The 13547-nt window shown below is 70.2% G+C and carries 12 protein-coding genes; 7 read left to right on the top strand and 5 right to left on the bottom strand.

Annotated features, from left to right (window positions below; translation table 11 throughout):
• Positions 1-6: 6 nt before the first annotated feature.
• Positions 7-1692 carry a sodium:solute symporter family protein gene (locus tag ABZ930_RS21560; protein WP_361550043.1) on the bottom strand — a complete coding sequence of 562 codons (1686 nt, stop codon included), beginning with the start codon at positions 1690-1692 and terminating at the stop codon, positions 7-9.
• A gap of 230 nt (positions 1693-1922) precedes the next feature.
• Here ABZ930_RS21560 and galT point away from each other — a divergent pair, with 230 nt between their 5' ends.
• The 3 genes from galT to galK are packed head-to-tail and all read left to right on the top strand — an operon-like array spanning position 1923 to position 5144.
• Positions 1923-2987 carry a galactose-1-phosphate uridylyltransferase gene (gene galT, locus ABZ930_RS21555; protein ID WP_361550041.1) on the top strand — a complete coding sequence of 355 codons (1065 nt, stop codon included), beginning with the start codon at positions 1923-1925 and terminating at the stop codon, positions 2985-2987.
• Positions 2987-3967 (top strand): UDP-glucose 4-epimerase GalE, encoded by a 981-nt coding sequence (gene galE / locus ABZ930_RS21550; RefSeq protein ID WP_361550039.1) that lies wholly within the window; start codon positions 2987-2989, stop codon positions 3965-3967. Before galT ends, galE begins: the two co-directional genes overlap by 1 nt.
• 13 nt (positions 3968-3980) lie before the next feature.
• Positions 3981-5144, top strand: a complete 1164-nt coding sequence (gene galK, locus ABZ930_RS21545) for a galactokinase (protein WP_361550037.1) — start codon at positions 3981-3983, stop codon at positions 5142-5144.
• Between the two features lie 98 nt (positions 5145-5242).
• Here galK and ABZ930_RS21540 read toward each other — a convergent pair whose 3' ends face one another.
• Entirely contained in the window at positions 5243-5689 is a 447-nt protein-coding gene (locus ABZ930_RS21540) for an N-acetyltransferase (RefSeq protein WP_361550035.1), read from the bottom strand.
• Positions 5690-5954: 265 nt separating this feature from the next.
• Here ABZ930_RS21540 and ABZ930_RS21535 point away from each other — a divergent pair, with 265 nt between their 5' ends.
• On the top strand, positions 5955-6704 hold the full coding sequence (locus ABZ930_RS21535) for a response regulator transcription factor (RefSeq protein WP_111665963.1): 750 nt from the start codon (positions 5955-5957) through the stop codon (positions 6702-6704).
• A 286-nt stretch (positions 6705-6990) separates the two neighbouring features.
• Here the strand turns inward: ABZ930_RS21535 and ABZ930_RS21530 are convergent, their stop codons facing one another.
• The gene (locus ABZ930_RS21530; RefSeq protein WP_361550033.1) at positions 6991-7488 is read right to left on the bottom strand and encodes a MarR family transcriptional regulator; all 498 of its coding nucleotides are present in this window, start codon (positions 7486-7488) and stop codon (positions 6991-6993) included.
• A gap of 89 nt (positions 7489-7577) precedes the next feature.
• On the opposite strand from ABZ930_RS21530, the gene ABZ930_RS21525 reads away from it, so the two are divergent.
• Both ABZ930_RS21525 and ABZ930_RS21520 read left to right on the top strand, forming a co-directional pair.
• Positions 7578-8393 (top strand): trans-aconitate 2-methyltransferase, encoded by an 816-nt coding sequence (locus ABZ930_RS21525; RefSeq protein ID WP_361550031.1) that lies wholly within the window; start codon positions 7578-7580, stop codon positions 8391-8393.
• Positions 8390-8758 (top strand): VOC family protein, encoded by a 369-nt coding sequence (locus ABZ930_RS21520; protein ID WP_361550029.1) that lies wholly within the window; start codon positions 8390-8392, stop codon positions 8756-8758. The genes ABZ930_RS21525 and ABZ930_RS21520 overlap by 4 nt, the downstream gene beginning before the upstream one ends.
• Here the strand turns inward: ABZ930_RS21520 and ABZ930_RS21515 are convergent.
• The gene (locus ABZ930_RS21515; protein ID WP_361550027.1) at positions 8755-9438 is read right to left on the bottom strand and encodes a TetR/AcrR family transcriptional regulator; all 684 of its coding nucleotides are present in this window, start codon (positions 9436-9438) and stop codon (positions 8755-8757) included. The genes ABZ930_RS21520 and ABZ930_RS21515 overlap by 4 nt on opposite strands.
• Positions 9439-9450: 12 nt before the next feature.
• Entirely contained in the window at positions 9451-10449 is a 999-nt protein-coding gene (locus ABZ930_RS21510; protein ID WP_361550025.1) for a fatty acid desaturase, read from the bottom strand.
• Positions 10450-10808: 359 nt separating this feature from the next.
• On the opposite strand from ABZ930_RS21510, the gene ppc reads away from it, so the two are divergent.
• On the top strand, positions 10809-13547 hold the full coding sequence (gene ppc / locus ABZ930_RS21505; RefSeq protein ID WP_361550023.1) for a phosphoenolpyruvate carboxylase: 2739 nt from the start codon (positions 10809-10811) through the stop codon (positions 13545-13547).

Genomic DNA, 13547 nt, shown 5'->3' with positions numbered 1-13547 from the left:
CGGACCTCAGAAGGAGAACGGGATGTAGCAGATGGCGGCGAGGACGATCGCGCCCCAGCCCAGCAGGGCCGGCTTGCGGTACCAGGCGTCGTCACCCTCGGCGGGCGGCTCTTCCATGCCCGGGGACTTGGTGCCGTAGACGAGACCGGCCAGTTCCTCGGCGGGCTTGGACTTGGTGAACATCGTGACCACGAACATCACGATGCCGCCGACCACGAACGCGACGATCGAGGAGACGAAGTTGGCGCCCTGGTCCGAGGGGATCGAGATGACGCCCTGCTTGTAGAACCAGAAGTAGTTCACCATCGCGGCCACCGTGCCCGACAGCAGGCCCCAGAAGCCGGCCGCGGCCGTGGTGCGCTTCCAGAACATGCCGATGATGAAGACCACGAACAGCGGGACGTTGAAGAAGGAGAACAGCGTCTGCAGGTAGTTCATGATGTTGCTGAAGCTGCCCGCGATGAACGCGGTGCCCATGCCGATGAACACGCCGACGGCGGTCACGACCCGGCCGGTCTTCAGGTAGTACCCGTCGCTGCGGCCCTTCTTGATGTACGCGCCCCAGATGTCGTTCGTGAACACCGTGTTGAACGACGAGACGTTGGCCGCCATACCGGCCATGAACGCGGCGAGCAGACCGGTCACCGCGATGCCGAGGACACCATTGGGGAGCAGGTCGCGCATGAGGACGGGGATGGCGTCGTTGTACTGGAGGCCGTCCTTGCCGCCCTTGCCGAGCGAGGGCTCCATCACCAGGGCGATCAGGCCCGGGACCACGACGACCATCGGGATGAGGATCTTCGGGAACGCGGCGATCAGCGGCGTGCGCTTGGCGGCGGAGAGGTTCTTCGCCGACAGGGCGCGCTGCACCTCGGCGAAGTTGGTCGTCCAGTAGCCGAAGCTCATCACGAAGCCGAGGCCGAGCACGATGGTCAGCCAGTTCGCGCCGAGCGGGTTCGAGGACCCGATGCCGGTGCCCTGCCAGGCCGTCATGAACGAATCGCCCTGCGAGTGCGACAGCGAGTCGGTGATGCCGTCCCAGCCGCCGACGCGCTTGAGGCCGACGATGGTCAGCGGGATCAGCGCGGCGAGGATGACGAAGAACTGAAGGACCTCGTTGTAGATCGCGGAGGAGAGGCCGCCGATCGTGATGTAGGCGAGGACGAAGAGACCCGCGATGACGATGGCCAGCCACTGCGGCCAGCCCAGCAGCGCCTGGAGCACCAGGGCCATCGCGTACAGGTTGACGCCCGCGATCAGCACCGACGAGACGGCGAAGATGATCGACGAGAGCAGGTGGGAGGACGGCCCGAAACGGTGCAGCAGGAACTCGGGGACCGAGCGCACCTTCGACATGTAATAGAAGGGCATCATGACCAGGCCCAGGAAGACCATGGCCGGGATGGCGCCGATCCAGTACCAGTGGACGGTGTAGACGCCGTACTGCGCTCCGTTGGCGGCCATGCCGAGGATCTCGGTGGCGCCCAGGTTGGCGGAGACGAAGGCGAGACCCGTCACCCAGGCGGGCAGGGAACGCCCGGAGAGGAAGAAGTCGAGGCTGGTCTTCACCGAGCGACGGGCCGCGAAGCCGATGCCGAGGACGACGACGAAGTAGATCCCGAGGATCGCGTAGTCGAGGCCGTTGGTGGGCAGCCGTAGCTCGGCCGCGAGTGGGGTTGTGGGGGACAGCATGAGTACTCGCTTCGTTGCGCGAACTGAAACAGTCCGGAACCTACGCCTCCGCGTTCAATAAGTGAACACTTATTTTGATGTTCTTTGTTTGATTGTGATCGAGGCCTCCGGATCGTGCTGGATCCTGCGGGTTCCCGCTTGATCGCGTTGCATGCCTTGACGCCCGTGTTGCCTTATGCTTTGTTGTGTTTGGTTCTGTTTGTTTGTTGGTGCGATGAGGAGCATCGGACGTGAAGAAGACGTCGACCCGGCTCGCCGACGGTCGTGAACTGATCTATTACGACTCGCGGGACGACGTCGTGCGGGACGCCGTGGACCGGCGCCCCCTCGACCCCACGGTCACCACCTCCGAGATCCGCCGCGACCCGCTGCTCGGCGACGCGATCGCCGTCGCCTCGCACCGGCAGGGCCGCACCTATCACCCGCCGGCCGACGAGTGCCCGCTGTGCCCCTCGGAGGGCGAGCGGCTCTCCGAGATCCCCGACTCCTCCTACGACGTCGTCGTCTTCGAGAACCGGTTCCCCTCGCTCGCCGGCGACGCCGGCCGCTGCGAGGTGGTCTGCTTCACCTCCGACCACGACAAGTCGTTCGCCGACCTCACCGAGGAGCAGGCCGGGCTCGTCCTGGAGGCGTGGACCGACCGCACGGCGGAGCTGTCCCACCTCGACTCCGTCGAACAGGTCTTCTGTTTCGAGAACCGCGGCGCCGAGATCGGCGTCACCCTCGGCCACCCGCACGGCCAGATCTACGGGTACCCCTTCACCACTCCGCGCACCGCGCTGATGCTCCGCTCGGCGGCCCAGCACAAGGAGCAGACCGGCGGGCGGAACCTGTTCGCCGACGTCGTCGAGAAGGAGATCGAGGACGGCAGCCGGATCGTCCTGGAGGGCGAGCACTGGGTGGCCTTCGTGCCCTACGCCGCCCACTGGCCGTACGAGGTCCACCTCTACCCCAAGCGCCAGGTCCCGGACCTGCTCGCGCTGGACGAGGCCGCCCGCACAGAGTTCCCCAAGATTTATCTGGAACTGTTGAGGCGCTTCGACCGGATCTTCGGGGAGGACCAGCCGGTGACGCCGTACATCGCCGCCTGGCACCAGGCTCCGTTCGGCCCGCTGGACGAGTTCGAGGGCGTCACCCGTGACGACTTCGCGCTGCACCTGGAGCTTTTCACCATCCGCCGCACTTCCGGCAAGCTGAAGTTCCTCGCGGGCTCCGAGTCCGGTATGAGCGTGTTCATCAACGACGTGCCGCCGGAGACCGCGGCCGAGCGACTGCGAGAGGTAGCGAGCAAGTAATGGGCAAGGCCGATTCTCGGAAGTACATGGTCACGGGCGGCGCCGGATACGTCGGCAGCGTCGTCGCGCAGCACCTGCTGGAGGCGGGCCACGAGGTCACCGTCCTCGACAACCTCTCCACCGGCTTCCGCGAGGGCGTCCCCGCCGGGGCGACCTTCGTCGAGGGCGACATCCGCGACGCCGCCAAGTGGCTCGACGCCTCCTTCGACGCCGTGCTGCACTTCGCCGCCTTCTCGCAGGTCGGCGAGTCCGTCGTGAAGCCCGAGAAGTACTGGGACAACAACGTCGGCGGCACCATGGCCCTGCTCGCCGCGATGCGCACGGCCGGCGTGAAGAAGCTCGTCTTCTCCTCCACCGCCGCCACCTACGGCGAGCCGGTCAGCACCCCGATCACCGAGACCGACCCGACGGCGCCCACCTCCCCCTACGGCGCCTCCAAGCTGGCCGTCGACCACATGATCAGCGGCGAGGCGACGGCCCACGGACTCGCGGCCGTCTCCCTGCGCTACTTCAACGTCGCGGGCGCGTACGGCGACTGCGGCGAGCGGCACGACCCCGAGTCGCACCTCATCCCGCTCGTCCTCCAGGTCGCCCAGGGCCGCCGCGAGGCCATCTCGGTCTACGGCGACGACTACCCCACCCCCGACGGCACCTGCGTGCGCGACTACATCCACGTCGCGGACCTCGCCGAGGCCCACCTGCTCGCCGTCGAGGCGGCCCGCCCGTCCGAGCACCTCATCTGCAACCTCGGCAACGGCAACGGCTTCTCGGTCCGCGAAGTGATCGAGACCGTCCGCCGGGTCACCGGCCACCCGATCCCCGAGACCATCGCCCCGCGCCGCGGCGGCGACCCGGCGGTCCTGGTCGCCTCCGCGGCCACCGCGCGCGAGCGCCTCGGCTGGAACCCGTCCCGCGCGGATCTCGCGGGAATCGTCGCCGACGCCTGGGAGTTCGCCCAGGCGCGCCAGCAGGAGAAGTAGGGGGCCCCGAGCCATGTCCATCGCCGCGCAGTTCAGTGATCTGTACGGGTACGAGCCCGCCGGGGTGTGGGCGGCCCCGGGCCGCGTGAACCTCATCGGTGAGTACACCGACTTCAACGAGGGCTTCGTGCTGCCCCTCGCCCTGCCGCACACCGCCGTGGCGGCCGTGGCCAAGCGGGACGACGGCGTGCTGCGGCTGCACTCGGCCGACATCGACGCCCCCGTCGCCGAACTGCGCGTCGACGAGCTGACCCCGCTCAGCAAGTACGGGCAGGGCGGCTGGGCCGCGTACCCGGCGGGTGTCGTGTGGGCGCTGCGCGAGGCCGGGCACACGGTCACCGGCGCCGACCTGCACCTCGCCTCCACCGTGCCGACCGGGGCGGGCCTGTCCTCCTCGGCGGCCCTGGAGGTCGTGACGGCGTACGCGCTCAACGACCTGTTCGGCTTCGGCCTCACCACGCAGGAGCTGGCCGTCCTCGCGCAGCGCGCCGAGAACGTGTTCGTCGGCGTGCCGTGCGGCGTCATGGACCAGATGGCGTCGGCGTGCGCGAACGAGGGGCACGCGCTGCACCTCGACTGCCGTGACCTGTCGATCCGCCAGGTCCCGTTCGACCTGGCCGACGAGGGGCTGCAGCTCCTCGTCGTCGACACCCGCGTCAAGCACGAGCTGGGCGACGGGGCGTACGCGGAGCGGCGGGCCGGCTGCGAGGAGGGTGCCCGGGTGCTCGACGTCTCGCACCTGCGCGACGTGCCGTTCGCCGGACTCGACGAGGCCATCGGCACGCTGGAGCGCGCCGGGGTCGACGAGAAGGTCGTCCGCTACGTCCGGCACATCGTCAGCGACGACCACCGGGTGGAGCGGGTCATCGAGCTGCTCGACGCCGGGGACGTGCGCGGGATCGGGCCCGTCCTGAACGAGGGACACGTCTCGCTCCGCGACGATCTGCGGATCTCGTGCCCGGAGCTGGACCTGGTCGTCGCCACCGCTGTCGCCTCCGGCGCGGTGGGGGCGCGGATGACCGGGGGTGGGTTCGGGGGGTCCGCCGTGGTGCTGGTCGAGACCGGTGATGTCGAGGCCGTCACCAAGTCGGTGATGGACGCCTTCGAGGAGGCCGGGTTCACGGCTCCCCGGGTGTTTCCTGCGGTGCCCTCTGCGGGGGCTCGGCGACTGGGCTGAGGGTTTCGCCTTCGCCGTAGGGGTCCTGGGGAGTGCGCGATCGTCTCATCGTCGTGGCTGGTCGCGCAGTTCCCCGCGCCCCTGCGGGGCGCTTGTCCTCAGCCGAGTCGCTTCGTCAGAGTGAATTCTTTTACCCCCGGGGGATAGTCCGGGATCACCGACACCACCTCGTAGCCGTGCTGGCGGTAGAAGCCGGGGGCCTGGAAGTCCCAGGTCTCCAGGCGGGAGTTGGCGCATCCGTGCTGGTCGGTCGCGATGTTTTCGGCCTCGGTCAGCAGGCGGGAGCCGAGGCCCGCGCCGCGGTGACGGTCCGCGACCCACAGCAGGTCGACGTGCAGCCAGGTCGCCCAGACATGGGCGTCGAGCCCGCCGGCGAGCGAGCCGTCGGCCGGATCGAACGCCCATACCTGCAACGGCAGTTCGCGCTCGTCAGGGGTGCCGCGCAGGGCGCGGATCGCGGGTGATGCCGTCGTGTTGGTGTCCCTCAGGAGCGAGCGGAGCAGAAGACCGCGCTCTTTGTCGACTTCTGTCTCAAAGCGAAACATGCGTCCCACGATAAACGCGCTGGACAGTCGCTGGTCGGTCAACTGGGAACCAGTTCTGCGAATTGGCTTCCCCTTGGGGCCCGCAGCCCTAGTCTGATGGACAGCACCGGTGGGGGCCGGTGTTGATCAGGGGGCGAGACAGCCGGGTACGACGCCCGGAGTGGGGGTAGCGGTTCATGCACGGCGGCGGCCGTGCGGCTGCGGTGACCTGAAGCTCCGGGCGCCGTACCTGCGTTGGTCATCCTCCCGACCAGTGGGGGTTTCAGTGGTACGTATTCGGGTTCTGGTCGTCGACGACCATCGCATTTTCGCCGAGTCCCTCGCCGCGGCGCTCGCCGCCGAGCCGGACGTCGACGTGTCGGCCGCGGGCAGCGGTCCGGCCGCGCTGCGCTCCTTGGAGCGGGCGGCCGCCGAGGGGCGCAGATTCGATGTGCTGCTCGTCGACGCGGACCTGGGCGCCGCGTCCTTGCAGGGCATGCGCCCGCCGACCGTGGTGCCCGAGGGCGGGGCGCAGGACGGTCTCGTGGACGGCATCTCCCTCGTCGCCGGCGTCCGTTCGGGGCAGCCGGCCGTGCGGACGGTGGTGCTCGCCGAGCGGGACGATCCGCGCCGGGCCGCGCTCGCGCTGCAGGCCGGGGCGTCCGGGTGGGTCGCCAAGGACTGTTCCCTGTCGCGGCTGCTCAATGTCATACGGGGGGTGCTGCGCGACGAGACGCATCTGCCTCCGGCGCTGCTGACCGGGGTGCTGCGGGAGCTGACCGCGGCCCGTAAGCACCGCACCGAGTCGGAGCGGCTGGTGGAGTCGCTCACGCCCCGGGAGCGGGAGGTTCTGCGGTGCATGGTCGCCGGGCTCGGCCGCAAGGCCGTCGCCGAGCGGCTGTTCCTGTCGCCGCACACCGTCCGGACCCATATGCAGAACGTGCTGGGGAAGCTGGGGGTGCACTCGACCCTCGCAGCGGTGGCGCTCGCGCGCAGGGCCGGGGTCGGACCTGTGGACCTGGAGGCCGCCAGCTGATCTGCCGGGTCGCCCGACGCGCGCGAGTGCCGGTCCGCCGTGGCCGGTCGCGCAGTTCCCCGCGCCCCTGAGGCATGCGCTGACGCGCAGCCTCCCCTGAGCGAGCGAAGCTCGTTTCAGGGGCGCGGGGAACTGCGCGAGAAGCGGCCGCCGAGCCGCGGGTGAAGGTCGACCCGACAGGGGCGCGGGGAACTGCGCGAGAAGCGGCCACCGGGCCGCGCGTGGGGAACTGCCCAGGGGCGCGGGGAACTGCGCGACCAGCCCCCACCGGCCGGTACCCGACGAACTACCCCGGGATGTTGTCGAACGGCGCCGTCAACTGCCGGAGCAGCGATGCCAGTTCGGCCCGGTCCCCTCGGGAGAGCTCGGCGAGGATGGCGCGCTCCTGGTCGAGCAGCCCCGCGAGCGCCTGATCGGCCCGGTCCTGCCCCTCGGCGGTGAGCCGGACCAGGACGCCCCGACGGTCACTGGGATCGGGCAGCCGCTCGACGAGCCCCTTCTTCGTGAGCCGGTCGATGCGATTGGTCATCGTGCCCGACGTGACCAGCGTCTGCGTGAGCAACTGCCCGGGAGAGAGCTGGTACGGAGCCCCGGCCCGCCGCAGCGAGGTCAGGACGTCGAACTCCCACGGCTCCAGCTGATGCTCGGCGAACGCCAGCCGGCGAGCCCGGTCGAGATGGCGCGCAAGCCTGCTGACCCGACTGAGCACCTCCAGGGGCTCCACGTCGAGGTCGGGGCGCTCGCGGCGCCACGCTGCGACCAATCGGTCGACCTCGTCCTCCATGGCGATCAGTGTAGAGGGTGTGTCGACATGAAGTCTCTTGAAGTCGAGTCTCTTGACATCGAGATACTTCGGGAGGGAGCCTGAAGGACATGACGACGAGCTCACCCACCTGGGACCCGCAGCAATACCTCCGCCACGCGGACCACCGGGGCCGCCCCTTCGCGGACCTCCTCGCCCGGGTCCCGGAGCCGCCCCGCACCCCGCCCCGCATCGCCGACCTCGGCTGCGGCCCCGGCAACGTCACCACCCTGCTCGCCGCCCGCTGGCCCGACGCGCACATCACGGGCTACGACAACTCCCCGGACATGCTCGCCCGCGCCGAGGAGCACGCAGGCCCCACCGCGGGCGGCGGCCGCCTCGACTTCGCGCACGCCGACGCCGCGCACTGGGCGCCCACGGAGACGTACGACCTGATCGCCTCGAACGCCACCCTGCAATGGGTCCCCGGCCACCTCGACGCCTTCCCGCGCTGGCTGGCCGCGCTCGCCCCCGGCGGCACCCTCGCCTTCCAGGTCCCCGGCAACTTCGAGGCGCCCAGCCACACCCTGATGCGCGAGCTCGCCGGGTCCGCGCGCTGGAAGGACCGGCTCGGCGCCGTGCTCCGGCACGCCGACGCGGTGCTCGACCCCGCCGTGTACCTGGAGCGGCTCGCCGGGCTCGGCTGCGCCGTGGACGCCTGGGAGACCACGTATCTGCATCTGCTGGAGGGCGAGGACCCGGTTCTGGACTGGGTGAAGGGGACCGGACTACGGCCGGTGCTCACCGCGCTCGCCGACGACCCCGCGGCACGGGACGCGTTCGTCACCGCCTACCGGGACCTGCTGCGGGAGGCCTACCCGGCGACCTTGTACGGCACCGTCCTGCCGTTCCGCCGGATCTTCGTGGTCGCGGTGAAGCCCGCGTGATCACCGCGCTCGACCATGTGCAGCTCGCCGCGCCCGAGGGCAGCGAGGCGCTGCTGCGGGCCTTCTACGCCGATGTCCTCGGGATGACCGAGATCCCCAAGCCGCCGGTGCTCGCCGCCCGCGGCGGGTGCTGGTTCGCCGCCGGGGGCGTCCAGCTCCACGTGGGCGTCGAGCGTGACTTCCGCCCGGCCCGCAAGGCGCACCCCGGGCTGCGGGTGCGGGACATCGAGGCGTTCGCGGGCCGGCTCTCCGCGCGGGGCGCCGAGGTGACCTGGGACGACGACCTCCCCGGCCACCGGCGGTTCTACAGCACCGACCCCGTCGGCAACCGCCTTGAGTTCCTGGAGCCCCTCACGGACGCCTAGCTCTTCCGGTGCCCTATCAGGCGGGGCCTCGGCTCCAGGCCGTCCAGGCCGTGCCAGGCCAGATTGACCAGGTGGGCGGCGACCTCGGCCTTCTTCGGCTTGCGGGCGTCCAGCCACCACTGGCCGGTCAGCGCCACCATGCCGACCAGCGCCTGCGCGTACATCGGCGCCAGCTTCGGGTCGAACCCCCGGGCCTTGAACTCGCGGCCCAGGATGTCCTCCACCTGTGTGGCGATGTCGGAGATGAGGGAGGCGAAGGAACCGGTGGACTGCGGGATGGGGGAGTCGCGGACCAGGATGCGGAAACCGTCCGTGTACTCCTCGATGTAGTCGAGGAGGGCGAACGCCGCCTGCTCGCACAGCTCGCGCGGATGGCCCGCCGTCAGGGAGCCGGTCACCATGTCGAGGAGCTGGCGCATCTCACGGTCCACGACGACCGCGTACAGGCCCTCCTTGCCCCCGAAGTGCTCGTACACCACCGGCTTGGAGACCCCGGCCTTGGCCGCGATCTCCTCCACCGATGTGCCCTCGAACCCCTTCGCGGCGAAGACGGTGCGGCCGATCTCCAGCAACTGCTGCCGTCGCTCCGCCCCCGTCATCCGCGTACGGCGCGCACGCCGTGGCTTCTCGGGCCTGTCAGTGCTCGGGGTGCTTGAGTCGGTCGCCACGTCACCCATCATGCCGTGCCGGGGTCACGCGGCGTCGGCGGCCGTGGTTTCGGGCACGCGCCGTGCCGCGATGCGGTCCTTCGACGGCCAGCGCACGTCGTACGCCCAGCCCGCCTGCTCGAACCAGCGGATCAGCCGGGCCGAGGAGTCGACCTGGCCGCGCATCACGCCGTGCCGCGCCGAGGTGGGGTCGGCGTGGTGCAGGTTGTGCCAGGACTCGCCGCAGGACAGCACGGCCAGCCACCACACGTTGCCGGAGCGGTCGCGGGACTTGAAGGGGCGCTTGCCGACCGCGTGGCAGATCGAGTTGATCGACCAGGTCACGTGGTGCAGCAGCGCCACCCGCACGAGCGAGCCCCAGAAGAACGCCGTGAACGCGCCCCACCACGACATCGTCACCAGACCGCCGATCAGCGGCGGCAGGAACAGGGAGACGAGCGTCCACATGATGAACTGGCGCGAGATCGCCCGGATCGCCGGGTCCTTGACCAGGTCGGGCGCGTACTTCTCCTGCGGCGTCTGCTCCTCGTCGAACATCCAGCCGATGTGCGCCCACCACAGGCCCTTCATCAGGGCCGGAACCGTCTCCCCGAACCGCCACGGCGAGTGCGGGTCGCCCTCCGCGTCGGAGAACTTGTGGTGCTTGCGGTGGTCGGCGACCCAGCGGACCAGCGGGCCCTCCACCGCGAGCGACCCCATGACCGCCAGCGCGATCCGCAGCGGGCGCTTCGCCTTGAAGGAACCGTGCGTGAAGTACCGGTGGAAGCCGATCGTGATGCCGTGGCAGCCGATGTAGTAGAAGAGCACCAGCAGGCCCAGGTCCAGCCAGCTGACACCCCAGCCCCAGGCCAGCGGCACCGCCGCGACCAGGGCCAGGAACGGCACGGTGATGAACAGGAGCAGCGTGATCTGCTCCAGCGAGCGCTTCTGCTCACCGCCCAGCGTCGCCGACGGCAGCGCGGCGTCGGCATCGGCGGACGTCTGACGGGGGGCGTCGTCGATCACATCGGGGCTTGTGGCCATGGGGGCGTCCCTGAGGGTCGAGGGGTGAGATGAATCGTCGAGGGGTGAGATAAATCAAGGATTGAGAAGGTGCCGGACGGGTCAGGAGATCCTCCGGGATCCCTCGGGATCCGCGGGAGCCACTGAGACCGCCGACAGCGCGTCACCGTCATACCTACGGTTCCGTAACCTACGGCGCCGTCAGTATGGCAGCGCTCTGACCGGCGGCAAGAGGCCCCGGCCCGCGCCAAGAGCACGGGCACATATCCTGGGGAACGGTCGGACAGCGCGGTCCGCTTCGAATCTCCACCCCGGACTAGTACCCGGTTCAGGGGATCCTTCCCTCCAGACGTGCTTCACCACTGCAAGGAGCCGCACCTGTGAGCAGTGCCGACGATCAGACGACTGCGACGAGCACCAGTGCCGAGCTGCGCGCCGACATCCGCCGCCTCGGAGATCTGCTGGGCGAGACGCTCGTCCGCCAGGAGGGGCCCGAGCTCCTCGATCTCGTCGAAAAGGTCCGCCGACTGACCCGAGAGGACGGCGAGGCCGCCGCCGAGCTGCTGCGCGGGACCGAACTGGAGACCGCGGCCAAGCTGGTCCGCGCCTTCTCCACGTACTTCCACCTGGCCAACGTAACGGAGCAGGTGCACCGTGGCCGTGAGCTGCGCGCCATGCGCGCCGCGGAGGGCGGACTGCTCGCCCGGACCGCGGACCGGCTCAAGGACGCCGACCCGGACCACCTGCGCGCCACCGTGCAGAACCTGAACGTCCGCCCGGTCTTCACCGCCCACCCGACGGAAGCCGCCCGGCGCAGCGTCCTCAACAAGCTCCGCCGGATCGCCGAGCTGCTGGAGACGCCGGTCCTGGAGACCGACCGCCGCCGCTACGACACCCGCCTCGCCGAGAACATCGACCTGGTGTGGCAGACCGACGAGCTGCGCGTGGTGCGTCCCGAGGTCACCGACGAGTCGCGCAACGCGATCTACTACCTCGACGAGCTGCACGCCGGCGCGGTCGGCGACGTCCTGGAGGACCTCACCGCCGAGCTGGAGCGGGTCGGCTTCAAGCTCCCCGAGGACAGCCGCCCGCTCACCTTCGGCACCTGGATCGGCGGCGACCGCGACGGCAACCCGAACGTGACCCCGCAGGTCACCTGGGACGTCCTGATCCTCCAGCACGAGCACGGCATCAACGACGCGCTCGACATGATCGACGAGCTGCGCGGCTTCCTCTCCAACTCCATCCGCTACACGGGCGCGACCGAGGAGCTGCTGACCTCGCTCCAGTCCGACCTGGAGCGGCTGCCGGAGATCAGCCCCCGCTACAAGCGGCTGAACGCCGAGGAGCCCTACCGGCTCAAGGCCACCGCGATCCGGCAGAAGCTGGAGAACACCAAGGACCGGCTCGCCAAGAACACCCCGCACGTCGACGGCCGCGACTACCTGGGCACTGCCGAGCTGCTGCACGACCTCACCCTCATCCAGACCTCCCTGCGGGAGCACCGCGGCGGCCTGTTCGCCGAGGGCCGGATGAACCGCACGATCCGGACCCTGGCCGCGTTCGGCCTCCAGCTCGCCACGATGGACGTCCGCGAGCACGCCGACGCCCACCACCACGCCCTCGGCCAGCTCTTCGACCGGCTCGGCGAGGAGTCCTGGCGCTACGCGGACATGCCCCGCGACTACCGCGGCAAGCTGCTCGCCAAGGAGCTGCGCTCGCGCCGCCCGCTGGCGCCGACCCCGGCCCCGCTGGACGCCGCCGGCGAGAAGACCCTCGGCGTCTTCCACACGGTCAAGAAGGCCCTCGAGGTCTTCGGCCCCGAGGTCATCGAGTCGTACATCATCTCGATGTGCCAGGGCGCCGACGACGTGTTCGCCGCCGCCGTGCTGGCCCGCGAGGCCGGTCTGATCGACCTGCACGCCGGCTGGGCCAAGATCGGCATCGTGCCGCTCCTGGAGACCACCGACGAGCTGAAGGCCGCCGACACGATCCTGGAGGACATGCTCTCCGACCCGTCCTACCGGCGCCTGGTCGCGCTCAACGGGGACGTGCAGGAGGTCATGCTCGGCTACTCCGACTCCTCCAAGTTCGGCGGCATCACCACCTCGCAGTGGGAGATCCACCGCGCCCAGCGCCGGCTGCGCGACGTCGCCCACCGCTACGGCGTCCGCCTGCGCCTCTTCCACGGCCGCGGCGGCACCGTCGGCCGCGGCGGCGGCCCCTCGCACGACGCGATCCTCGCCCAGCCCTGGGGCACCCTGGAAGGCTCCATCAAGGTCACCGAGCAGGGCGAGGTCATCTCCGACAAGTACCTGGTGCCGTCGCTGGCCCGCGAGAACCTCGAACTGACCGTCGCCGCCACCCTCCAGGCCTCCGCGCTGCACACCGCGCCGCGCCAGTCCGACGAGGCCCTGGCCCGCTGGGACGCGGCCATGGACGTCGTCTCGGACGCCGCGCACGCCGCGTACCGCAAGCTGGTCGAGGACCCGGACCTGCCGACGTACTTCGTCGCCTCCACGCCGGTCGACCAGCTCGCCGACCTGCACCTGGGCTCCCGGCCGTCCCGCCGTCCCGGCTCGGGCGTCTCGCTCGACGGCCTGCGGGCCATCCCGTGGGTGTTCGGCTGGACCCAGTCGCGGCAGATCGTGCCCGGCTGGTTCGGCGTCGGCTCCGGGCTGAAGGCGCTGCGCGAGGCCGGCCTGGACATGGTCCTCGACGAGATGCACGGGCAGTGGCACTTCTTCCGCAACTTCATCTCCAACGTCGAGATGACGCTCGCGAAGACGGACCTGCGCATCGCCCGGCACTACGTCGACACGCTCGTCCCGGACAACCTGAAGCACGTCTTCGACGCCATCGAGACCGAGCACGCGCTCACCGTGGCCGAGGTCCTGCGGATCACCGGCGGCGCCGAACTCCTCGACACGCAGCCCGTGCTGAAGCAGACGTTCGCCATCCGCGACGCCTACCTCGACCCGATCTCGTACCTCCAGGTCGCCCTGCTCAAGCGGCAGCGCGAGGACGCCGCGGCGGGCCACGAGCCGGACCCGACGCTGGCCCGCGCCCTGCTGCTCACCGTCAACGGTGTGGCGGCCGGTCTGCGCAACACCGGCTGA

This window comes from Streptomyces sp. NPDC046716, from assembly GCF_040645755.1.
Lineage (GTDB): Bacteria > Actinomycetota > Actinomycetes > Streptomycetales > Streptomycetaceae > Streptomyces.
The sequence above is the reverse complement of the archived record's forward strand: the minus strand, read 5'-3'. Positions and strand labels throughout refer to the sequence as shown.

Coding starts and splice junctions, on each gene's coding strand:
- ABZ930_RS21560 (WP_361550043.1), bottom strand. CDS start 1,692: ATGCTGTCCCCCACAACCCCACTCGCGGCCGAGCTACGGCTGCCCACC.
- ABZ930_RS21530 (WP_361550033.1), bottom strand. CDS start 7,488: ATGGAGGACGAGGTCGACCGATTGGTCGCAGCGTGGCGCCGCGAGCGC.
- galK (WP_361550037.1), top strand. CDS start 3,981: ATGTCCATCGCCGCGCAGTTCAGTGATCTGTACGGGTACGAGCCCGCC.
- ABZ930_RS21510 (WP_361550025.1), bottom strand. CDS start 10,449: ATGGCCACAAGCCCCGATGTGATCGACGACGCCCCCCGTCAGACGTCC.
- ABZ930_RS21540 (WP_361550035.1), bottom strand. CDS start 5,689: ATGTTTCGCTTTGAGACAGAAGTCGACAAAGAGCGCGGTCTTCTGCTC.
- galE (WP_361550039.1), top strand. CDS start 2,987: ATGGGCAAGGCCGATTCTCGGAAGTACATGGTCACGGGCGGCGCCGGA.
- ABZ930_RS21525 (WP_361550031.1), top strand. CDS start 7,578: ATGACGACGAGCTCACCCACCTGGGACCCGCAGCAATACCTCCGCCAC.
- ABZ930_RS21515 (WP_361550027.1), bottom strand. CDS start 9,438: ATGATGGGTGACGTGGCGACCGACTCAAGCACCCCGAGCACTGACAGG.